This is a genomic window from Devosia limi DSM 17137 (assembly GCF_900128975.1).
Classification (GTDB): Bacteria; Pseudomonadota; Alphaproteobacteria; order Rhizobiales; family Devosiaceae; genus Devosia; species Devosia limi.
Genome location: NZ_FQVC01000005.1, coordinates 214,372 through 234,130, shown reverse-complemented (window position 1 = coordinate 234,130; position 19,759 = coordinate 214,372). Strand labels below are relative to the sequence as shown.

The window sequence follows — 19,759 nt, the reverse complement described above, 5'->3', positions numbered from 1 at the left end:
GGCAAATGTTATCAGGTGGCGGCAGGAATGGCAAAGTTGGGGGCGGCGCTTTGCCCGCTATCCCCCATTGTCAGTGCCCTTTGCGTTCAGCTGCGCGAGCCCTTGACCCCGCCGGCCAGCGAGGCGACCAGTTCGCGCACTGCAGCCACGGTCTTGTCGGTGGGCTTGCCATCGACCAGTGTGCGGGCAATGGCCTCAATGAGGACCGAGCCGACCACCACGCCATCGGCATCGCGGCCAATCGCTTCGGCGTCTTCGGCGTTCTTGATCCCGAAACCGACGGCAACGGGCAGATCGGTATGGCTCTTGATGCGGCGCACGGCATCACCGACAGCAGCGCGCGACTTGATGGCGGCGCCGGTAATGCCGGTCATCGAGACGTAATAGACAAAGCCCGACGTATTGGCGAGCACCGTCGGCAGGCGCTTGTCGTCGGTGGTGGGGGTGGTCAGACGGATGAAATTGATGCCGGCGCGGAGCGCGGGCAGGCAGAGTTCCTCGTCCTCTTCGGGTGGCAGATCGACAACGATCAGGCCATCGACCCCGGCCGCCTTTGCCGCAGCCAGGAATTCTTCGACGCCGAAGATGAAGATGGGGTTGTAGTAGCCCATCAGCACCACCGGAGTGGTTTCGTCCTTGCGGCGGAAATCCTCGACCATGCCGAGGGTGGCCCGAAGCGTGTGGCCATTCGCCAATGCGCGCTGCCCGGCCAATTGAATGGCGATGCCATCTGCCATCGGATCGGAAAAAGGCATGCCCAGTTCAATGATGTCGGCGCCGGCCTGCGGCAAGGCCTCAAAGATCGCCTGGCCGGTTGCCAGATCGGGGTCGCCAGCCATGACAAAGGTCACCAGAGCCGGACGACCCTCGGCCTTGAGGGCGGCGAAGCGGGTATCGATACGCGTGGTCATTACTTCAACAGCCCCAGATATTTGCCGACCGATTCGACGTCCTTGTCACCGCGCCCGGACAGGCACAGCACAATGGATTGATCCTTGCCCATGGTGGGCGCCAGCTTGAACACCTGCGCCAGGCCATGGGCCGATTCCAGCGCCGGGATAATGCCTTCCAGCCGCGTGCAGAGCTGGAACGCCTCCAGTGCCTCGTCATCGGTGATCGGCACATAGGTGACGCGCTTGGTGTCGTGCAAATAGGAATGCTCGGGACCGACGCCGGGATAGTCGAGGCCGGCCGAAATGGAATGGCCTTCCAGAATCTGCCCGTCCCGGTCCTGCAGCAGATAGGTGCGGTTGCCATGCAGCACGCCGGGGCGACCGCCGGCCATTGACGCGGCGTGGCCGTTTTCGACATCAAGGCCGTGCCCGCCCGCTTCGGCGCCATAAATGGCCACCGAAGGATCATCGAGGAAGGCGTGGAAGGTGCCGATGGCATTGGAGCCACCGCCAACGCAGGCCACGACTGCGTCGGGCAGCTTGCCTTCGGCTGCCTGGAACTGCGCCTTGATTTCGGTGCCGATGACCGACTGAAAGTCGCGGACCATTTCCGGATAGGGGTGCGGACCCGCGGCGGTGCCGATCAGGTAATAAGTGGTGTCGACATTGGTGACCCAGTCGCGCAGCGCCTCGTTCATCGCGTCCTTCAGCGTGCCGGCTCCGGCTGTTACCGGACGCACTTCGGCGCCGAGCATCTTCATGCGCAGCACGTTGGGCATCTGCCGTTCGACGTCGGTGGCGCCCATGAAGATGGTGCAGGGCAGATTGAACTTGGCGCAGACGGTGGCGGTTGCCACGCCATGCTGACCGGCGCCGGTCTCGGCAATGACGCGGGTCTTGCCCATGCGCTTGGCCAGGAGAATCTGGCCCAGGCAATTGTTGATCTTGTGGGAGCCGGTATGGTTGAGCTCTTCGCGCTTGAAATAGACCTTGGCGCCGCCGAGATGCTCGGTTGTGCGCTGGGCGAAATACAGCGGGCTGGGCCGGCCGGTATAGTGGACAGCGAGATCGCTCAGTTCGGCCTGATAGGCTGGATCGAGTTTGGCGGCGCGATAGGCAGCTTCCAGATCGAGGATCAACGGCATGAGGGTTTCGGCAACGAAACGCCCGCCATAGGGGCCGAAGCGCCCGTGATCGTCGGGGCCGTTGCGCAGGGAATTGATGCCGGTGCTCGTCACGATGCCTCGCAAATGCTTTGGCGCCTGCGCCTCCCCCCTTTGTGGGGCGGGACGGCGCGCAGCGCCAACAATGAAACGGACCCCCGCTGGAATAGCGCAGAGGGGGTCACCCTCCCCGGGAGAGGGAGGGACGATAGATCAGCTGGCGGCGCGGGCGTTCCGGATGAATGCCTCGATCAGCCGCTTGTCCTTGACGCCCGGCGCGCTTTCGACCCCGGAGGACACATCCACCCCGAAGGGGCGCACGGTGCGGACGGCGTCAGCCACGGTTTCGGGCGTCAGGCCACCGGAAAGCATGAACTGGAGCGCAGGGTCAAGCGCCTTGAGCAGCGCCCAGTCGAAGGTCTCACCCAACCCGCCAGGCCGGTCGGCCCCCTTGGGCGGTTTGGCATCGACCAGAATGCGATCGGCGATATCGACGAAATCGGCGATGTGGGCGACATCCTCGGCCGAGCCGATGGGCAGCGCCTTGATGATCTCGACGCCCGCCTCGGCGCGGATAGCCTCGACGCGATGGGGGGTTTCGGGGCCATGCAGCTGGATCCAGTCGGGCCCCAGGGCCGCGACTTCGGCAACGCAGCTATTGTCCGGATTGACCAGCAGCACGCAGGTCTCGACCCGGCCCCGGGCCAATGAGATCAGCGTGGCAATGTCTTCGATCGAGGCGTGGCGCGGTGAACGGACGAAATGGACGAAGCCGACCATATCGGCGCCTGCCGCGATAGCAGCTTCAAGGATGTCCGGCGTCTTGATGCCGCAGATTTTGACGATCAGGGGGTCAGCCATAGTGGCGTCAGACTCAATCGGTTGGTGTGTGGGATTGGGGGACGGCTGGTGCCATCAACGCAGCTCCAGCAGGTCATCGACCTCTGACAGCGGCTTGCCGCCGGCGGGCAGGCCCTGGGCCTTGCGCATGGCTTCCAGCTCGCTGTTGAGGGCATGGGCTTCGCGGCGCCAATGGCGGGCGCGCTGCCGCTGCGGGCCCTGGGCAAACCAGGTGGCGACGCCGCCCATCAACACCCCGATCAGCAGCACCACATAGAGAACGACGAACAGCGGCACGCCATAGCCAGGCGCAGCCAAGGTCTCGACCGGCGTGAACGGATTGAAATTGACCACCACCAAGTGGAGATTGGCGAGCGCGAAGGCGATCAATACCGCACAGAGCGGTACCAGGACCAACCAGCCAACGATGCGCTTAACCATGTATTCAGTGCCTTATGGAGCGCAAAGCTCCGTTACGAACGATTGAGGCGCTCGCGGATTTCCTTGCCGGCCTTGAACTGGGGAACGTATTTCTCGCCCACATCGACCTGCTCGCCCGTCCGCGGATTGCGGCCGACGCGGGCTGGACGGTTCTTGACCGAGAAAGCGCCAAAACCGCGCAGCTCGACCCGATCGCCCCGCGCCATCGCATCGCCGATCTCGTCGAGGATGGCGTTGACGATATTTTCGATATCGCGCTGGAACAGATGCGGATTTTCGGCCGCAAGTTTCTCGACGAGTTCAGATTTGATCATCGTTCGCTCCGCTGTGCCGCCGCATACCGCCTCAGGATCTACGAGGCGGTGCCAACCTGCCAAAGCGAAACCAGCCCGTCAAGCGTGATGGGGCCGGCAGCGGGCAGGCCAAGCACGGCACGGGCCTGTCCGCTCATATAATCGGCGATCCAGCCCAGTCCCTGCTGGGGCTGGGGATAGACCGTGACAATATCAAGATCGGCCGGCACATCGCGCTCGGCTTCCAGCCATTGCTGGGCTTCGTATTCCCCGCCAATGGCATCGATCAGCCCGGTTTCGACGCCGATGCGCCCGGTCACGATCCGGCCATCGGCCAGCTCCAGGGCTTGCGGGCGCGGCAAGGCGCGGCGTTCGGCAACGATATCGACAAACCACTGGAAACTATCATCGACCAGGGCGGCGATCGAGGCGCGAACCGCGCCGAGCATCGGCTCGTTGAAATCGGGCTCGGCCTTGAGCGGACCCGAGGCAACCTTGTCGAAGTCCACCCCGATGGTATCGAGCAGCTTGCCGGCATTGACGTGCTGATAGAGCACGCCAATGGAGCCGACGATCGACAGGCGCCGCGCAAAAATGTGATCGGTGCCGATGGCGGTCATATAGGCGGCTGAGGCGCCCAATTCGTGGATGACCGAAACGACGGGCTTTTCGGAACGCAGTTGCGACAGGGCTTCATAAAGCTCCTCGCCACCCGCCGTGGTGCCACCCGGGGAATTGATGGACACAATGACCGCCTTGACGCTGTCATCCCCGGCCAGCGCATTGATGGCCTCAAGGCGAGCCGGATCGGTGGCGATGGTGCCATCAACGACGAGGCGGGCTATGTGCGCGCCGCCCTTGGTTTCTGGCCACGCGAAACGCCCGGCCAGCGCCAGGATAGCCAGTGCCAGTGCGATGAAGGCCAGAACACGCCAGAGGCCGCGGGAGCGGCGATAGGTATCGGCGGCGATCACTGCATGGGCGTCAGCTGGACGATTGTCGTCAATCATGGCGGGGCGATCCGGCGGGACAAGCTCAGCTGCTGGAGTAGCGGCAGGGCTGGGCGAATGCAAGGCGGGGCTAGGTCAGGGTCTTGACCATGAAGCGGGCGGCATCCTCGTAGCTGGCGAGTTTTTCGGCCAGTTCAGGGGCGTCATGGACGGCAAAGCCGTGCTTTTGCCAGAAGCCTTGCGAGGCGTTGACGGCAACCAGACTCATGCTGGCAAAGCCGCTGGCGCGGGCATGGGCGATCATCTCCTCGACGATGATGCCGGCGGCGCCAGTGCCACGGGCGGCGGGCAGCAGCGCCAGATCATGCAAATAATAGGTCGAGGCATCGGCCGGGATGGCGCCAAGCAGGGAATTGAGCGCCGGGAGCGCCTGGAAATGCCAGGGATGGCTCAGGACGTAGCCGGAAGGAGTGCCGGCCAGTTCGAGCAGGCGCGTGCCATCGGGATAGAGGCGCTGCCGCTCGGCAAACACCGCCACATCCTCGGGAAAATCAGGATGCACCGCAGCGGCGATGGCTTCCACCGAAGGAAGATCAAGCGCCGTGAGGGGGCGCCAATGCACACCATGTCTGAGACTGCGCTGATTCATTGCCAATTCCATGCGCCGTTTATGGAACAGAAAGGCCCGCGCTGTGAAGCGCGGGCCCATGATTGCGGAACCGACTGCCGAAGCAGGCTTAGTTCTTTTCGCGATCCTTGAGCGCAGCGCCCAGGATGTCGCCCAGCGATGCGCCCGAATCGGACGAACCGTAGTTTGCCACTGCTTCCTTTTCCTCGGCGATTTCGAGCGCCTTGATGGAAAGGGAGATGCGCTGGGTCTTGCGATCATACTGGACGACGCGGGCGTCGACCTTTTCACCCTTGGAGAAGCGTTCCGGACGCTGATCATTGCGATCGCGCGACAGGTCGGCCCGACGGATGAAGGCAGTCATGTCCGAGTCGGCGATGCGCACTTCGATGCCGCCATCGTTGACTTCGGTCACGGTGCCGGTGACGACAGCGCCCTTGCGGATGCCACCCTGATCGGCACCAGCGGGTGCGTCCGACGTGGTTTCGCCGGTCGACAGCTGCTTGATACCCAGCGAGATGCGTTCCTTTTCGACGTCAACGTCGAGAACCTTGGCCTGCACGATGTCACCGCGATTGTAGTCCTCGAGCGCGATTTCGCCCGACTTCTGCCAATCGAGATCCGACAGGTGCACCATGCCGTCGACATCGCCGTCGAGGCCAATGAACAGGCCGAATTCGGTCTTGTTCTTGACTTCGCCTTCGATGACAGCACCAACCGGGAACTTCTCGGCGAAGCTTTCCCATGGATTTGCCAGGGTCTGCTTGAGACCGAGCGAGATACGGCGCTTGTCGGGATCGACCTCGAGCACGACGACTTCGACTTCCTGGGAGGTCGAGACGATCTTGCCGGGGTGGACGTTCTTCTTGGTCCAGCTCATTTCGGAGACGTGGATCAGGCCTTCAATGCCGGGCTCGAGTTCAACAAAAGCACCGTAGTCGGTGATGTTGGTGACGCGGCCGGTGAACTTGGCATTGATCGGGTACTTGGCCTCGATGCCATCCCACGGATCGGCCTGAAGCTGCTTCATGCCGAGCGAGATACGGTGGCTCTCGTGGTTGATACGCACGATCTGGACCTTGATGGTCTCGCCGATGGTGAGCACTTCGGTCGGGTGGTTGACCCGGCGCCAGGCGATATCGGTGACGTGCAGCAGGCCATCAATGCCGCCGAGATCAACGAACGCACCGTAATCGGTGATGTTCTTGACCACGCCGTCGACAACCTGGCCCTCTTCGAGCTGCTGGACGATCTCGGAACGCTGTTCGGCGCGCGACTCTTCCAGGATGGCACGACGCGAAACGACGATATTGCCGCGACGCTTGTCCATCTTGAGGATCTGGAAAGGCTGCGGCACGTTCATCAGCGGCGCGATATCGCGGATCGGACGGATGTCCACCTGCGAACGCGGCAGGAAAGCGATGGCGCCTTCGAGATCGACGGTGAAACCACCCTTGACCTGGTTGAAGATGACGCCTTCGACGCGCTCGTTCTTGTTGTAGAGCTCTTCGAGCTTGACCCAGCTCTCTTCGCGGCGAGCCTTCTCGCGCGACAGAACGGCTTCACCGGCGGCGTTCTCGACGCGGTCAACATAGACCTCGACGATCGAGCCAACCTTGATGGTGCCGTCACGGCCGGCCTGGCCGAATTCCTTGAGCGCGATGCGCCCTTCGGTCTTCAGACCGACGTCGATGATCGCCAGATCCTTTTCGATGGCAACCACGGTCCCCTTGACCACGGCACCTTCCAAAGGCTCATTGTCGATGAACGAATCCATCAACAGCGATTCAAAATCTTCTTTGCTCACAGTTTGCTGTGCCAAATTTCTCTCCAGATGCGCCGGTGGTTGGGGGTTGAGCCATTGCCATGAGCGAAGCCCGCTGTCTGGCAAATGCCAGAAGCCGGCGCACGAGCGTCCGCTGAAACAGCAATGGAATTTGGTAGAATTCGCGGGCCAGCGTTTGGATGATTGGCGGGGACCGGGAGGCGCAAGGATTGAATTAGGGTTTTGACCCTTCCTTGCGCGCCATGACCTCATCGACAATCGCGATGGCAGCGCGAAGTGCGGCCTCTATACCGAGAAGCGTCGTATCGAGCAAGTGCGCGTCGTCAGCTTTATAGAAACCGCCATTGGGATTGGCCATGTCACGGGCGTCCCGCTCTTCTATCTGGTGATAGAGAGCGTAGCGGTCAACCACCAGCCCGCGCGATTCCAGCTGGCGGGCCCGACGCTCCATGCGCGCCTTGCTGTCGGCCTGGATGAACAGCTTCACATCGGCATCCGGGCAGATGCGGGTGCCGATATCGCGGCCATCGAGCACGGCGCCGCCGGGCTGGGTGGCAAACTGGCGCTGATAATCAAACAGCGCCTGGCGCACTTCGGCAATGACCGCGACCTTGGAGGCGAGGACGCCGGAGCGAGCCGAACCCAGTTCGGCGACATCGGCCAGATGGCTGGCGTCGAGCGCCCGGGCCGCAGCGATCGCCGCAGCCTCAAAGCCGGGCTGATCCTCCAGCGCATCGACGGCGCGGCCGACAGCGCGATAGAGCAGGCCGGTATCAAGGCAGGGCAGGCCGTAATGGCCGGCAAGCCCGGCAGCCAGCGTGCCCTTGCCCGAGGCGGCGGGACCATCAACGGCGATCATCATTAACGGCTCTCCGGAGTGTCAAACTGTGCCCCGACACTGCTCATGCCGGTAACAAAATTGGGGAAGCTGGGCTCGATCATGGTGTGATCATCCACACTGACCGGCAATTGGCTGGCCATGCCCATGACCAGAAAGCTCATGGCGACACGATGATCAAGCCGGGTTTGGACCATGCCACCGCCGGCAACCTTGCCAGTGCCGCGCACGGTGAGGCTATCGGGGCCCTCGCTGCAATCGACGCCATTCAACGCCAGCCCCTTGGCAACGGCCGCCAGCAGGTCGCTTTCCCTGACCCGCAATTCGCCGAGGCCTTCCATCACCGTCTCGCCTTCGGCAAAGGCGGCGGCAATGGCGAGGGCCGGATAGTCGTCGATCATCGAGGGCGCATGATCGGCGGCGACACGCACGCCCTTGAGGCGCGACGAGCGCACACGCAGATCGGCAATATCCTCGCCGCCGGAATGGCGCTGATTGAGGAACTGAATATCGCCGCCCATTTCCAGCAGCGTATCGATGAGGCCGGTGCGGGTAGGATTCATCAACACGTTCTCGATGATCACATCCGAACCCGGCACGATCAGCGCCGCCACCAGGGGGAAGGCGGCCGAGGAGGGATCCCCGGGGACGATGACGTGCTGGGCCTTGAGGTTGGGCAGGCCCTGCACCGCAATGGTGCTGACGCCATCGGCAGCGGTGGTGATCTCGATTTCAGCGCCAAAGCTTGCAAGCATTTTTTCGGTGTGATCGCGGGTCAGCACCGGCTCGATAATGGTGGTCGTGCCCGGAATGAGCAGGCCAGCCAGCAACATGGCCGACTTGACCTGGGCCGAGGCCGTGGGCAGGCGATGATGAATGGGGAGTGGTGTGCGCGGGCCGCGCAGGGTGATCGGCAGCCTGCCGTCATCTTCCTCAAGCACCGCGACGCCAATGCTGCGCAGCGAATCGAGCACGAGGTTCATCGGCCGGGCCGAAAGCGCGGCACTGCCGACAAAGCGGGTGGCGAAGGGATAGATGCCGACCAGACCCATGGCGAGACGGACGCCGGTGCCGGCATTGCCGAAATCGAGCGGCGCGGCCGGCTCCAGAAAACCGCCGACACCCAGGCCATCGACCAGCCAGCTGTCGCCGCGCCGCTCGACGCGGGCGCCCAGCGCCTGCATGGCGTTGCCAGTAGCCAGGATACCGTCGCCTTCGAGCAGGCCTTCAATGCTGGTGCGACCGCTCGCCATGGCGCCAAACATCAGGGCGCGATGGGAGATCGACCTGTCGCCGGGGACGCGAAAACGACCGCTCAGCGGGTTGGCGCGGCGCGCGGACAGGGGGCTTGCGGCTGGAACGGCATGCGGCATCGTGACGGTTGGAACCCCGGTAGGTGGGAGAGTGGCGGGCCGGGCTTATCATGCCAAAGCGGGGTTAGGCCACACTCGGCACCGGGGCGCAGCGCCTCACTTCGCCCTCGCCCGCCGCGAGGGCGCCACGCTGCCGCGCATTTTCGGTTTGACAGGGACCGGGTTTGTCCATAACCGGACTGACCGATGCGGGCTTAGCCCAGCTAATTTTTTCGACGAGGAACCACGATGGCCAGTTCCGACCGCGGCACAAAACGGACCGACCCCGAAACCGGGAAAAAGTTCTACGACTTGAATATGGATCCGATCGTTTCTCCCTATACCGGCAAGTCCTATCCCCGCTCCTATTTCGAGCAGGTCCTGGCAGCCAAGGCAGCACCGGTAGCGGCGCGCAAGGTGGTTGACGAGGACGAGACGGAAGAAGAGGAGATCGAGGACGTCGCAGCGCCCGAGATCGTCTCGCTGGAAGACGCCGACGCCGAAGAATCGGGTGAGGAAGAGATTCCTGATACCGACGATGTCGACGTCGAGGTCGACGAAGAACTCGCCGATGATGAAGAAGACGTGTTCCTTGAAGAGGAAGACGACGACGACGATCTGGCTTTTGACGTTGGCGGCGACGACGACCGTTGATTTTAGTGACTTTTTCCGTCGGTTTGGGGTCCAGACCGACGGAATAAAAAAGTGTCAAATAGGCACTTGCAAGCGAGAGAAGCCTACACTAGGTTGCGCCTCGCTCCGGTAGGGGATCGCAAGATCCAAACGAACCGGGACCCAAAGGAATGGGGCCTTAGCTCAGCTGGGAGAGCGCTTGCATGGCATGCAAGAGGTCAGCGGTTCGATCCCGCTAGGCTCCACCAGCCTTCGCTGCGTTGCAGCTTCGGCTCGGCAAGCCCTCGTGGCTAGGCTGAGACTTAGTGGACTTCACAGAAGCGAAGGCTGTCGCGTCGAAGTTGCGTAGGCAACGCAGACGGACACAGATTTTTCAAGCACTCGATTGAATCTGAACGGCGCGCAGCTAAAACTGCGCCGATGCAGTACGTCTACATCCTTCGCAGTGTTGACGATCCGGAGCGCCACTATGTGGGGACTACCGGCGATTTGAAGGCACGGCTCGCGGCGCACAATGCTGGTAGCGTCAGCCACACCTCCAAGTACGGTCCCTGGCAGATCAAGACCTATCTAGCGTTTGCCGATGTGAGGCAGGCTCACGCGTTCGAGACCTATCTCAAGTCAGCTTCTGGCCGCGCCTTCGCCAAGAGGCGGCTATAGCGCCGCGAAGCACCCGAATCAGCGCATTTGCCGAGGCCGGCCGCCAGTTCGGCGATGTCGTAGCTGGCCAGCGCCGCGATGCCGCCATCGCGATAACCGATGATCTGCAAATTCTTGCCGTCCACGATCGTGGAGAGGAATGCCAGGTCGATCGCCAGATCGCCATGACGGGCGTCAAGCTCAGCAGGACATCGTCGAGGCCGGACGGCTGCGTCGGGGTGTTGACCTGCAGCTCCATATGCTCGCCGAAATCGTAAAAGGCCAACTCCGCCAGGATGTCTTGCTTTGCTCGGGCGGGACCAAAGCCTGGCATTCCCCATGGTGCGCGAGGCGAACCATTGACCGTTGCGCGGGCGTTGTTCATGCTTTGTACCGATAGATTCGGGGTCGAACCGTGCCCAAAGCCGCCACCATTTTACCGCTCGATCGCGCGCGCCAGATCTGGATCCACGCGCAGCGACTCGATTCGGCGTCGCCGTTTGGCGCGGGGCCGGAAGCGACGCGGCTGACGGTCGAGCATCTGGGCTATGTGCAGATCGACACCATCAATGTGATCGAGCGCTGCCATCATCATATCCTGGCTTCGCGCATCCCCGATTATCGGCGGGCGCATCTGGCGCAGGCGCAATCGACCGACAAATCGGTGTTCGAATACTGGACCCATGCGCTGAGCTATGTCCCGGTGCGGGACCTGCGCTATTTTCTCGGCGCGATGAAGCAACATGCCAGTTCGCCGGACGGTTGGTATGGTTCGGTAGCGCCCGAGGATATCAGGAAGCTGCTCAAGCGCATCCGCAGCGAGGGCGCGCTCAGCATTCGCGACATTGTCGACGATGAACTGGTGGACAAGCATCACCTCTGGGCCAGCCGCAAGCCATCCAAGCGCACGCTGGAGCGGGCCTTCTATAATGGGCAGGTGACGGTTTCGGCGCGGGCCGGCATGCTCAAGACCTATGAATTGATGGACCGCCATTTTGGTTGGGAGAGCCGCCCCAAGCCCGCCACCGCATTGCAGGTCACCGCCTATCTGCTGGACCGGGCGCTGCGGTCGCAGGGCGTGGTCAGCCTGGATTCCATCTGCCATCTCGATGCGCCCAGCAAGAAGGCGGTCAAGGCGCTGATCGACAGCCGGGTAAAGCGCAAGCTGCTGGTTCCAGTGCACCTGCCCGGGCAGGACAAGGTGCAGCATTGGGCCGAGCCGGAGGCGCTGGAACAGGGTTTTGCCGCGCCGCCGGGACTGGTGCATATCCTGTCGCCCTTTGATCCGCTGATCATCCAGCGCAAGCGGCTCAAGGCATTTTTCGATTACGACCATATCTTCGAGGCCTATGTACCGGCGGCCAAGCGGCAACTGGGCTATTTCGCGCTGCCGGTGCTGGTGGGTGACCGGATCGTCGCGGCGATCGATCTCAAGGCAGATCGCAGCAAACGCCAGCTGCTGGTGCAGAAATGGACCTGGCTGGATGCGGTCGGGGCCGAAGAACGCACAGCAATCGATGCGGCGCTGCACCGCTTCGAGGCGTTTCAATTTGCCGAGCTGGCGACAACCCCAGTGGACGGCTAAAGCCGAGTCCGGCTTTCATTGCCCGGCGCCCCGCGCTAGGAATGAAGCGTCTATGATTGCGTTGTGGATGAGAGACCATGCCGAAGACCGATATTGCCCGGCGGGTGTTCAACCACACCTGGAAGCTCGACCCGATCATCCGGAGCCTGCTGGACACCGATTTCTACAAGCTGTTGATGCTGCAGATGATCTGGGGGCTTTACCCCAAGGTCGACGCCACCTTCTCGCTGATCAACCGGACCAAGAGCGTGCATCTGGCCGAGGAAATCGACGAGGGCGAATTGCGCGCCCAGCTCGACCATGCGCGCTCGCTGCGGTTTTCCAAGAAGGAAATGATCTGGCTGGCGGGTAACAGCTTTTATGGCAGCAAGCAGATCTTCGAGCCGGATTTCCTCAAATGGCTCGAGGGTTTCAGCCTGCCCGACTATCACCTCGAAAAGCGCGACGGCCAGTTCGTGCTGGAATTTTCCGGCAAGTGGCTGGAGACCTCGATGTGGGAAATCCCGGCGCTGGCGATCATCAACGAGCTGCGCAGCCGCGCGGCAATGAAGCAATATGGCGAGTTCACGCTCGACGTGCTCTATGCCCGGGCCAAGGCCAAGATGTGGGAGAAGGTGGAGCGGCTGCAGAAGCTGCCGGACCTCAAGATCTCCGACTTCGGCACCCGCCGCCGCCACTCGTTCCTGTGGCAACGCTGGTGCGTCGAGGCGCTCAAGGAAGGCATTGGCGACAATTTTACCGGCACTTCCAATGTGAAGCTGGCCATGGATAATGATCTGGAGGCCTTGGGCACCAATGCCCATGAGCTGCCCATGGTGCTGGCGGCGCTGGCGCGCAGCGATGCGGCGCTCAGGGCCGCGCCTTACCAGGTGCTGCAGGACTGGGAGAGCTATTATGGCGGCAATCTCAAGATCGTGCTGCCCGATGCCTTTGGCACCGATTCGTTCCTCAAGCATGCACCCGACTGGGTCGCCGACTGGACCGGGTTCCGGCCCGACAGTGCCCCGGCGATCGAGGGTGGCGAAAAGATCATTGCCTGGTGGAAGCAACGCGGCCGCGATCCGCGCGACAAGCTGCTGATCTTTTCCGATGGGCTGGATGTCGACATGATCGAGGAGGCCTATCTGCATTTCGACGGCAAGGTGCGCATGGCCTTTGGCTGGGGCACAAATCTGACCAATGATTTCGAAGGCTGCGCGCCCGAGCCCAATCACGGGCTGGACCCGATCTCGATCGTCATCAAGGTCAGCGAAGCGGACGGACACCCGGCGGTCAAACTCTCGGACAACCCCGCCAAGGCCACTGGCACACCTGCCGAAATTGCGCGCTATCTCGCGGTTTTCGGCGATGCCGGTCGGGTCGAGCACGCGGTCAAGGTCTAGCCATCCCCCGACTATTTACCGCCGCGGAAGATTTAAGCCGAACTGTGGAGAACCTTTCGCGGGGCAACACGGTTAACCTCTGGTGAACCCCCCGGCGCTAGCCTGCGTCGTGGGGGCTCCTCCCGGGGCCAGACTTTCTATGCCGTATCAACTTGTCGACATCAGCGTTGCTGAAAAACACCCGCATCCGCGACTGGCTCATCGGATCAACGGACGGGTGCGCGCCGTGCTCAACGAGGAGCGCGACGGAACCATCTATCCACACGACCTCAGCATTCCCGTCTGGGCCGAAATCACCCCCACGATGAGCGAAGCCGATATCGACATGGCGCTGATGCTCAAGGCCGCCACCATTGTCACCAAACTCAAGGCGACACTGGAGCGCAGCGATGCCGGGACACCGGCCTAGCGGCGGTGCCGGTTAGCGGCGCGGCCGCTGGCTCAGCAATTTGTCAAAATAGGCCCGGTCGGTGCGCAGCAGCGATGATGGCTGCCGTTTGGCCGGCAATGGGACGGTCATCGGCGCAGGGCCGAAACGGCGCGGGTGCTTATAGGCAGGGCTGGCAAAATACCGGGCCTGACGCGCCAGAACCGCCGCCCGCCGGCGCCGCTCGTCGCGCACGAACCAGAGCATCGTGGCCAGCACGATCATCCACATTGCCAGCAATTGCCATTCCATCGCCGCCTCCTCTTGAGACGCCGAACCATAGCTAACAAATCCCTAACGGCCCAAACGGAGGCTGGTGTTAAGCCTAATTGGTGGGGTTTTATCGATGCGTCAGGCGGCGCCCGGCAGCTCCAGGCCGCGATTGAGCGCGACCAGAGTGGCGCGCACTTCATTCTCGGCCGCCTTGGTGACGCGCTTGCGATCATCGGTCTCGCTCAGGGGCTGCGGGGTGCCGAAAGCCACGGTGACTTCCTTGACCGGGCCGGCGAGGATTTCGATGATGTTCTGGCCGACCGACCGGGACTTGATCCACGCAACCAGCGAACGCTCATTGCGGCTGACCGGTAGGCCCTGCAGCCGCGTATAGGCAATGGTCAATGGCTGGAGCAGCACGTCCCTGGCCCCGGCATCGATCATGGCATGCTGGGCGGCACCGACCAGAGCCGAACGGAACGGCAGCACGTGGGTGCCGATATCGGACTGGCCTTCGGCAAACAGCAGGACCGCATTGCCGCTGGCCAGGTGTTGGGCCATTTCGCGACTGGTGCGGGCGGCATCGCTGCGACGGGTGCGATCAACGAAGATGGTCTTTTGCAGCCGGGCCACCATGCCGACAAAGAACCATTCGCCGACCTCGCGCTTGGCGACGAAGGTGACGTCGGCGACCGAGCCGATCGCGACGATATCAGTCCAGGAAATATGGTTGGAGACCAGCAGCGTCGCCCGGCCGGTTGCCGGCTCGCCAATGACCCGGACGCGCAGGCCCAGGAAGACGCAGCCCAGCTTGTGGAAGGCGCGCGGCAGCACAGTCCAGAACGGCAGTCGCAACGCATTGACGAGCCATTGCAGCGGAATGGCCACCAGCAGGAATGGAAAGAGGACAAAGACCAGATACACGATCCGAAAGATCATGGCTTGTCCTTGCCCTTCTCCCCCCCTTCGATCGGCACCGCATAAAGCTCAAGCCGATGATCGACGAGGCGGTAGCCGAGCTTGCGGGCGATGACGTCCTGGATGGCCTCGATTTCCTCATTGCGGAACTCGATGACCTTGCCGGAGCGGATATCGATGAGGTGATCGTGGTGTTCGTCCGGGATCAGCTCGAAACGGGCGCGGCCGTCCTTGAAATCATGCTTGGTGACTAGCCCGGCCTCTTCGAAGAGATTGACGGTGCGGTAGACGGTCGACAGCGAAATGCGCGCATCGATGGCCGAGGCACGGCGATAGAGCTCTTCCACATCGGGATGGTCGTTGCTGTCTTCGATAACCCCGGCGATGACGCGCCGCTGGTCGGTCATGCGCATGCCCTTGGCCACGCAGGCTTCCTCAAGGGTTGGTTCGCTCTGGCTTCTGTTCACCCCAATGCCCCTGTTGGTACCCGTCGAACCGGGTTACCCAAGATCACGCGCCATGACAAGCGCGGTGGCAGCCGAGCCATCGGGGCGCGGGTAATAGCCGCGGCGCGAACCGATCCGGACAAAACCCTGACGCTCATAGAGGCGGATAGCTGGCGCGTTCTGTTCATCGACTTCCAGGAATACCCGGCGGGTCGGGCTCATCCGCAGATCGTCGAAGGCGGCATTGAGCAGGGCGTTGCCGATGCGCTTGCTGCGCCATTTAGGATCGACGGCGATGGTCAGGAGTTCGGCCTCGTCAGCGGCGAGGCGCAGCAGGGCGAACCCGGCTATGCGCCGTTTGGCGTCGCAGGCGACATAGGCCGGCGTCGCATCCTCAGTCAGGAAGGCGGTAAATTCCTCGCGCGGCCAGCCGCGGTAAAAACCCTGCTTGTGGAGCCGTGCCATGTCATCGGCATCGCGCGGCTGGGCGGGTTCGATATGCAGACCGGCGGGGGCCATCCAGAGTTTCATCATGGCGTAAGCCTGGCGATACGGGCAGCGCTTTGCGGCTTGGCATCGGCTTCGCGCACATAGGCGGCTTCGGGCGTATGGGTCGCGGGATCGGCAGAGGCAGCGTAGCGCGCGACCAGCGCGATATCGACAAAGGGCGTTTCGATCAGGGTCGCGTCGGCAATGATGGCCGCACGGGCATCCGCCATGGGCAGGATCTGCGCCGGGGCGAGCGGCATGCCGGGGGCGGAGAAATTCTGCAGATAGGCCTCGTCGCGGCGGGCATCGAGCAAGACCGATACCGACTTGCCGGCAGCGGCTGCCAGCGAAATCGCCAGCAGGCTGGGGACACCGATGACCGGAATGGCGCGGGCCAGACCAATGCCGCGGGCAGCGGAAAGACCGATGCGCAGGCCGGTGAATGAGCCGGGGCCGGTCGTGACGGCGACGCGGGTCAAATCGGCATAGCCGAGGCCATTGCGGGCCAGGAGTGTGGCGATGCGCTCAAAGATCAGCTCGGCATGGCCGGTGGCGATATCATCGACGGCGATATCGGTGGCGCCGTTTGCCATCAGCAGCGCCAATTGCAGGCGGGGCGCGGCGGTATCAATGGCAAGAATTATGGTCATGGCATGGCTCTAGCGCCGGGCGCGGGTGGAGTCGAGATCAAGATGGTGGCGCAGTGACGCCGCCGGCAAGATGACGCCAGGGATAGCGCCAGGGATCACACCAGAGTCAGCGCCTTGACGCCCCCTGCCCCGAGCGCCAGCTTGCCTCAATGCAAACTGATTCGCCGAGGGGCATTTACCCATGACCTGGCTGGCCGAGACTGCCATGCTGAGCCATGGCATCAGGCGTTTCCTGCTTTTGGTGCTTGCCGGCGCCGTGGCGGCGCTGTCGATCGCGCCATGGTTCATCCTGCCGGCACTGTTCGTCACTTTCCCGATCTGGGTTTGGTGCCTCGACGGCGCGGAGCGGGGCCGGGGCTGGCGCCGCCTGTTCGGCCCAGCCTTCAGCATCGGCTTTGCCTTTGGCTGGGGCTATTTCACCGTGGCCTTCCACTGGCTGGGCGCGGCGTTTTTCGTCGATGGCGGCGCGATGCTCATCGTCATGCCCTTCGCCATCCTGGCGCTGGCAGCGCTGATCGCGTTTTTCTGGGGCGTCGCCAGCGCGCTGGCCCATCTGCTGTGGTCGAACGGCGCCTGGCGCATTGTGACGCTGGCGGTGTTCGTGACCATCGCCGAATGGGCGCGCGGGCATGTGCTGTCGGGATTTCCGTTCGACCTGCTGGGTTATGCGCTGACGCCGACCGATGAAATGATGCAGCTGGCCTCGGTGATCGGGGTCTATGGGCTGACGCTGGTGGCGGCGCTGCTGGCAATGACGCCAGCCCTGATCTGGCCTGCCGATGGCCGTAGCCTCAGTCGGCGGCTCCTGCCGTTCTTCATCGCCATTGGCGTGCTCGCGGCGCAATTGGGCTTTGGCCATAATCGGCTGGTCGGCACCACCGCCACCGAGCGCACCGATATGGCCATGCGGCTGGTGCAGCCGCTGGTCTATGAGCATGCCGATTGGGGCAATGCCGATCCGGTAGCGCTGATCGACCGGCTGCTGATGCTGTCGGAAATGCAGATGAGCCCGGACGATAAGGGACTGGCCGATATCACCCATCTGGTGTGGCCGGAATCAAGCCTGCCGTTTTTCCTGTCGAGCTATCCAGAGGCACTGGCGCGGATTGCGCGGATGCTGCCCGACGGCACGACGCTGCTGGCCGGGGCGCCGCGGCAGGATTATGCGCCCGGCAGCGGCGAGCCATCCGGCCCCCCATTCAACGCGGTCTTGGCGATAGACACCAATGGCGAAATCATCGCCAGCTATGACAAATCCCACCTGGTGCCGTTCGGGGAATTCCTGCCCTATCAGGAACTCTTCGCCAAACTGGGGATCAAGCAATTCGTACCCGGTGCCGAAGGCTGGAGCCATGGCGATGCGCGGCGGCGGTTGATGAGCCTGCCGGGGACACCGTCCTTCCTGACGCTGATCTGCTACGAAATCCTGTTCTCAGGCGATCTCGGCGATACCGCCAATGCGCAATTCCTGTTCAACGTCACCAATGACGCCTGGTTCGACGGCTCGATCGGGCCGGCGCAGCACGCCCACCATGCGCGGGTTCGCGCGGTCGAGGAAGGCATGAGCCTGATCCGCGCCGCCAATTCGGGGCTGACTTTCGCCACCGATCCGCTGGGGCGAATCACTGCCGAACTGCCGCCGCTGCAGATGGCGGCGCTGGATGTGCGGCCACATGAGCGGCTGGCCGGCACCGTGTTCAGCCAGGTGCGGCATTGGCCATTGCTGATCGCCTTGCTGCTCGGGCTTCTGGGTTCGCTGATTGCGGCCCGGGCTCGGCGGCGTTGACGGGCAATCTGTTCCGCCCGGCACCAATGCGGCATATCAAGCTTTCTTTATATCCGCCTTGACCCGGCGCAGCTTGGGTGTCACAACCCCCCGGAATAGCTCGTTTTCGAGCGTTTCTTGACATTCCAGGGGACTTCGCGTGGCGCGTTCTTCTTATCTGTTCACGTCGGAATCGGTTTCCGAGGGGCATCCCGACAAGGTTTGCGATCGGATTTCCGACGAGATCGTCGATCTGGTTTTCCGTGAGGCCAAGAAGGCCGGCATGGACGCGTCGCAGGTGCGCATCGCCTGCGAAACGCTGGCGACCACCAATCGGGTGATCATTGCCGGCGAAGTGCGCGTGCCCGATACCCTGCTGAAGAAGGACAAGGACGGCAACCTCCTCCATGACGCGGCCGGCCATCCGGTGGTCAATCCGTCCAAGTTCAAATCGGCCGCCCGTAAGGCGATCCGCGCCATTGGCTATGAGCAGCCGGGTTTTCACTGGAAGACGGTCAAGATCGACGTGCTGCTGCACGGTCAGTCGGCCGACATCGCCGTCGGTGTCGACGAGAATGGCAACAAGGATGTGGGCGCGGGCGATCAGGGCATCATGTTTGGCTATGCCAGCCGCGAGACCCCCGAGCTGCTGCCGGCGCCGATCTATTACGCGCACAAGATTCTCGAAGGGCTGACCGAGGCCCGCAAGTCGGGCATTGGCCCGGCAGCGGTGCTTGGCCCCGATGCCAAGAGCCAGGTGACGGTGCGCTACGAAGACGGCAAGCCGGTCGGGGTGACCCAGATCGTGCTGTCGACCCAGCATCTGGATGAAAGCCTGACCTCGGCCGATGTGCGCAATATCGTCGAGCCCTATATTCGCGAAGCCCTGCCGCAGGGCTGGATCACCAGCGACACCGTCTGGCATGTCAATCCAACTGGCAAGTTCGTTGTCGGTGGCCCCGATGGCGATGCCGGGCTGACCGGCCGCAAGATCATCGTTGACACCTATGGTGGCGCAGCCCCGCATGGTGGCGGCGCGTTTTCGGGCAAGGATCCGACCAAGGTGGACCGTTCGGCCGCCTATGCGGCACGCTACCTGGCCAAGAACGTGGTTGCCGCGGGTCTGGCCGATCGCGCCACGATCCAGCTGAGCTATGCCATTGGCGTGGCACAGCCGCTGTCGATCTATGTCGATCTGCACGGCACCGGCACGGTGGACGAGGCCAAGGTCGAAGCGGCCCTGGCCAAGGTGATGGACCTGACGCCGCGCGGTATCCGCACCCATCTCGACCTCAACAAACCCATCTATGCCAAGACCTCGGCCTATGGCCATTTTGGCCGCAAGGCGGGTCGTGACGGCTCGTTCAGCTGGGAAAAGACCGATCTGGTCAGCGCCCTCAAGGCTGCCGTGAAGTAGGCGACACGGCG

The 19,759-nt window shown here is 62.9% G+C and carries 23 protein-coding genes and 1 tRNA gene; 8 read left to right on the top strand and 16 right to left on the bottom strand.

What is annotated here, in order from left to right; all coding sequences use genetic code 11:
• Nucleotides 1–86: 86 nt before the first annotated feature.
• From trpA to aroA, 10 genes are all read right to left on the bottom strand, one after another.
• Nucleotides 87–911, bottom strand: coding sequence for a tryptophan synthase subunit alpha (gene trpA / locus BUA69_RS10310; RefSeq protein WP_046137146.1), 825 nt, complete (start codon nucleotides 909–911; stop codon nucleotides 87–89).
• On the bottom strand, nucleotides 911–2,131 hold the full coding sequence (trpB, locus tag BUA69_RS10305) for a tryptophan synthase subunit beta (RefSeq protein WP_046137147.1): 1,221 nt from the start codon (nucleotides 2,129–2,131) through the stop codon (nucleotides 911–913). Before trpB ends, trpA begins: the two co-directional genes overlap by 1 nt.
• Before the next feature lie 138 nt (nucleotides 2,132–2,269).
• Complete coding sequence (locus BUA69_RS10300; RefSeq protein WP_046137148.1) at nucleotides 2,270–2,917, bottom strand: phosphoribosylanthranilate isomerase; 648 nt, start codon at nucleotides 2,915–2,917, stop codon at nucleotides 2,270–2,272.
• 54 nt (nucleotides 2,918–2,971) lie between these two features.
• Nucleotides 2,972–3,337 carry a lipopolysaccharide assembly protein LapA domain-containing protein gene (locus tag BUA69_RS10295; protein WP_046137149.1) on the bottom strand — a complete coding sequence of 122 codons (366 nt, stop codon included), beginning with the start codon at nucleotides 3,335–3,337 and terminating at the stop codon, nucleotides 2,972–2,974.
• A 32-nt stretch (nucleotides 3,338–3,369) separates the two neighbouring features.
• Nucleotides 3,370–3,651, bottom strand: coding sequence for an integration host factor subunit beta (locus BUA69_RS10290; protein ID WP_035099264.1), 282 nt, complete (start codon nucleotides 3,649–3,651; stop codon nucleotides 3,370–3,372).
• Between the two features lie 38 nt (nucleotides 3,652–3,689).
• A complete protein-coding gene (sppA, locus tag BUA69_RS10285) occupies nucleotides 3,690–4,640 on the bottom strand; it encodes a signal peptide peptidase SppA (protein WP_052950792.1) in 951 nt (316 codons plus the stop codon).
• 70 nt (nucleotides 4,641–4,710) lie between these two features.
• Entirely contained in the window at nucleotides 4,711–5,229 is a 519-nt protein-coding gene (locus BUA69_RS10280; RefSeq protein ID WP_046137150.1) for a GNAT family N-acetyltransferase, read from the bottom strand.
• Nucleotides 5,230–5,317: 88 nt separating this feature from the next.
• Entirely contained in the window at nucleotides 5,318–6,985 is a 1,668-nt protein-coding gene (gene rpsA, locus BUA69_RS10275; protein WP_425283973.1) for a 30S ribosomal protein S1, read from the bottom strand.
• 223 nt (nucleotides 6,986–7,208) lie between these two features.
• The gene (locus BUA69_RS10270; RefSeq protein ID WP_046137152.1) at nucleotides 7,209–7,856 is read right to left on the bottom strand and encodes a (d)CMP kinase; all 648 of its coding nucleotides are present in this window, start codon (nucleotides 7,854–7,856) and stop codon (nucleotides 7,209–7,211) included.
• Entirely contained in the window at nucleotides 7,856–9,205 is a 1,350-nt protein-coding gene (gene aroA / locus BUA69_RS10265) for a 3-phosphoshikimate 1-carboxyvinyltransferase (protein WP_046137153.1), read from the bottom strand. The genes BUA69_RS10270 and aroA overlap by 1 nt, the downstream gene beginning before the upstream one ends.
• 228 nt (nucleotides 9,206–9,433) lie before the next feature.
• Between aroA and BUA69_RS10260 the strand changes: the two genes are divergently transcribed.
• From BUA69_RS10260 to BUA69_RS10250, 3 genes are all read left to right on the top strand, one after another.
• A complete protein-coding gene (locus BUA69_RS10260; protein ID WP_046137154.1) occupies nucleotides 9,434–9,838 on the top strand; it encodes a TIGR02300 family protein in 405 nt (134 codons plus the stop codon).
• Nucleotides 9,839–9,989: 151 nt separating this feature from the next.
• A tRNA-Ala gene (locus BUA69_RS10255) sits at nucleotides 9,990–10,065 on the top strand.
• A gap of 172 nt (nucleotides 10,066–10,237) precedes the next feature.
• Nucleotides 10,238–10,477 carry a GIY-YIG nuclease family protein gene (locus tag BUA69_RS10250; protein ID WP_072866530.1) on the top strand — a complete coding sequence of 80 codons (240 nt, stop codon included), beginning with the start codon at nucleotides 10,238–10,240 and terminating at the stop codon, nucleotides 10,475–10,477.
• Here the strand turns inward: BUA69_RS10250 and BUA69_RS20960 are convergent.
• On the bottom strand, nucleotides 10,429–10,602 hold the full coding sequence (locus BUA69_RS20960; RefSeq protein ID WP_178371398.1) for a hypothetical protein: 174 nt from the start codon (nucleotides 10,600–10,602) through the stop codon (nucleotides 10,429–10,431). The genes BUA69_RS10250 and BUA69_RS20960 overlap by 49 nt on opposite strands.
• A 269-nt stretch (nucleotides 10,603–10,871) precedes the next feature.
• Between BUA69_RS20960 and BUA69_RS10245 the strand changes: the two genes are divergently transcribed.
• The 3 genes from BUA69_RS10245 to BUA69_RS10235 all read left to right on the top strand — a co-directional run bounded on the left by BUA69_RS10245 (nucleotide 10,872) and on the right by BUA69_RS10235 (nucleotide 13,832).
• On the top strand, nucleotides 10,872–12,041 hold the full coding sequence (locus tag BUA69_RS10245; RefSeq protein ID WP_046137155.1) for a winged helix-turn-helix domain-containing protein: 1,170 nt from the start codon (nucleotides 10,872–10,874) through the stop codon (nucleotides 12,039–12,041).
• A 77-nt stretch (nucleotides 12,042–12,118) separates the two neighbouring features.
• Nucleotides 12,119–13,423 (top strand): nicotinate phosphoribosyltransferase, encoded by a 1,305-nt coding sequence (gene pncB, locus BUA69_RS10240; protein ID WP_046137156.1) that lies wholly within the window; start codon nucleotides 12,119–12,121, stop codon nucleotides 13,421–13,423.
• 139 nt (nucleotides 13,424–13,562) lie between these two features.
• A complete protein-coding gene (locus BUA69_RS10235) occupies nucleotides 13,563–13,832 on the top strand; it encodes a hypothetical protein (protein WP_046137157.1) in 270 nt (89 codons plus the stop codon).
• A gap of 12 nt (nucleotides 13,833–13,844) precedes the next feature.
• Here BUA69_RS10235 and BUA69_RS10230 read toward each other — a convergent pair whose 3' ends face one another.
• The 5 genes from BUA69_RS10230 to tsaB form a co-directional block, all read right to left on the bottom strand.
• The gene (locus BUA69_RS10230) at nucleotides 13,845–14,102 is read right to left on the bottom strand and encodes a hypothetical protein (RefSeq protein ID WP_046137158.1); all 258 of its coding nucleotides are present in this window, start codon (nucleotides 14,100–14,102) and stop codon (nucleotides 13,845–13,847) included.
• A gap of 99 nt (nucleotides 14,103–14,201) precedes the next feature.
• On the bottom strand, nucleotides 14,202–15,002 hold the full coding sequence (locus BUA69_RS10225) for a lysophospholipid acyltransferase family protein (RefSeq protein WP_046137159.1): 801 nt from the start codon (nucleotides 15,000–15,002) through the stop codon (nucleotides 14,202–14,204).
• The gene (locus BUA69_RS10220) at nucleotides 14,999–15,394 is read right to left on the bottom strand and encodes a Fur family transcriptional regulator (RefSeq protein WP_046137304.1); all 396 of its coding nucleotides are present in this window, start codon (nucleotides 15,392–15,394) and stop codon (nucleotides 14,999–15,001) included. Before BUA69_RS10220 ends, BUA69_RS10225 begins: the two co-directional genes overlap by 4 nt.
• An 87-nt stretch (nucleotides 15,395–15,481) precedes the next feature.
• Nucleotides 15,482–15,961 (bottom strand): ribosomal protein S18-alanine N-acetyltransferase, encoded by a 480-nt coding sequence (gene rimI, locus BUA69_RS10215; RefSeq protein ID WP_082094000.1) that lies wholly within the window; start codon nucleotides 15,959–15,961, stop codon nucleotides 15,482–15,484.
• On the bottom strand, nucleotides 15,958–16,566 hold the full coding sequence (gene tsaB / locus BUA69_RS10210) for a tRNA (adenosine(37)-N6)-threonylcarbamoyltransferase complex dimerization subunit type 1 TsaB (protein ID WP_046137160.1): 609 nt from the start codon (nucleotides 16,564–16,566) through the stop codon (nucleotides 15,958–15,960). The genes rimI and tsaB overlap by 4 nt, the downstream gene beginning before the upstream one ends.
• A 181-nt stretch (nucleotides 16,567–16,747) precedes the next feature.
• On the opposite strand from tsaB, the gene lnt reads away from it, so the two are divergent.
• Both lnt and metK read left to right on the top strand, forming a co-directional pair.
• The gene (gene lnt / locus BUA69_RS10205) at nucleotides 16,748–18,352 is read left to right on the top strand and encodes an apolipoprotein N-acyltransferase (RefSeq protein ID WP_046137161.1); all 1,605 of its coding nucleotides are present in this window, start codon (nucleotides 16,748–16,750) and stop codon (nucleotides 18,350–18,352) included.
• 139 nt (nucleotides 18,353–18,491) lie between these two features.
• Entirely contained in the window at nucleotides 18,492–19,748 is a 1,257-nt protein-coding gene (metK, locus tag BUA69_RS10200; RefSeq protein WP_046137162.1) for a methionine adenosyltransferase, read from the top strand.
• Nucleotides 19,749–19,759 lie beyond the last annotated feature (11 nt).

Coding starts and splice junctions, on each gene's coding strand:
- BUA69_RS10250 (WP_072866530.1), top strand. CDS start 10,238: ATGCAGTACGTCTACATCCTTCGCAGTGTTGACGATCCGGAGCGCCAC.
- BUA69_RS10270 (WP_046137152.1), bottom strand. CDS start 7,856: ATGATGATCGCCGTTGATGGTCCCGCCGCCTCGGGCAAGGGCACGCTG.
- pncB (WP_046137156.1), top strand. CDS start 12,119: ATGCCGAAGACCGATATTGCCCGGCGGGTGTTCAACCACACCTGGAAG.
- BUA69_RS10295 (WP_046137149.1), bottom strand. CDS start 3,337: ATGGTTAAGCGCATCGTTGGCTGGTTGGTCCTGGTACCGCTCTGTGCG.
- tsaB (WP_046137160.1), bottom strand. CDS start 16,566: ATGACCATAATTCTTGCCATTGATACCGCCGCGCCCCGCCTGCAATTG.
- BUA69_RS10225 (WP_046137159.1), bottom strand. CDS start 15,002: ATGATCTTTCGGATCGTGTATCTGGTCTTTGTCCTCTTTCCATTCCTG.
- rpsA (WP_425283973.1), bottom strand. CDS start 6,985: ATGGATTCGTTCATCGACAATGAGCCTTTGGAAGGTGCCGTGGTCAAG.
- sppA (WP_052950792.1), bottom strand. CDS start 4,640: ATGATTGACGACAATCGTCCAGCTGACGCCCATGCAGTGATCGCCGCC.
- BUA69_RS10230 (WP_046137158.1), bottom strand. CDS start 14,102: ATGGAATGGCAATTGCTGGCAATGTGGATGATCGTGCTGGCCACGATG.
- BUA69_RS10220 (WP_046137304.1), bottom strand. CDS start 15,394: ATGCGCATGACCGACCAGCGGCGCGTCATCGCCGGGGTTATCGAAGAC.
- aroA (WP_046137153.1), bottom strand. CDS start 9,205: ATGCCGCATGCCGTTCCAGCCGCAAGCCCCCTGTCCGCGCGCCGCGCC.
- trpA (WP_046137146.1), bottom strand. CDS start 911: ATGACCACGCGTATCGATACCCGCTTCGCCGCCCTCAAGGCCGAGGGT.
- BUA69_RS10260 (WP_046137154.1), top strand. CDS start 9,434: ATGGCCAGTTCCGACCGCGGCACAAAACGGACCGACCCCGAAACCGGG.
- BUA69_RS10280 (WP_046137150.1), bottom strand. CDS start 5,229: ATGAATCAGCGCAGTCTCAGACATGGTGTGCATTGGCGCCCCCTCACG.
- BUA69_RS10300 (WP_046137148.1), bottom strand. CDS start 2,917: ATGGCTGACCCCCTGATCGTCAAAATCTGCGGCATCAAGACGCCGGAC.
- BUA69_RS10290 (WP_035099264.1), bottom strand. CDS start 3,651: ATGATCAAATCTGAACTCGTCGAGAAACTTGCGGCCGAAAATCCGCAT.
- BUA69_RS10235 (WP_046137157.1), top strand. CDS start 13,563: ATGCCGTATCAACTTGTCGACATCAGCGTTGCTGAAAAACACCCGCAT.
- rimI (WP_082094000.1), bottom strand. CDS start 15,961: ATGATGAAACTCTGGATGGCCCCCGCCGGTCTGCATATCGAACCCGCC.
- lnt (WP_046137161.1), top strand. CDS start 16,748: ATGACCTGGCTGGCCGAGACTGCCATGCTGAGCCATGGCATCAGGCGT.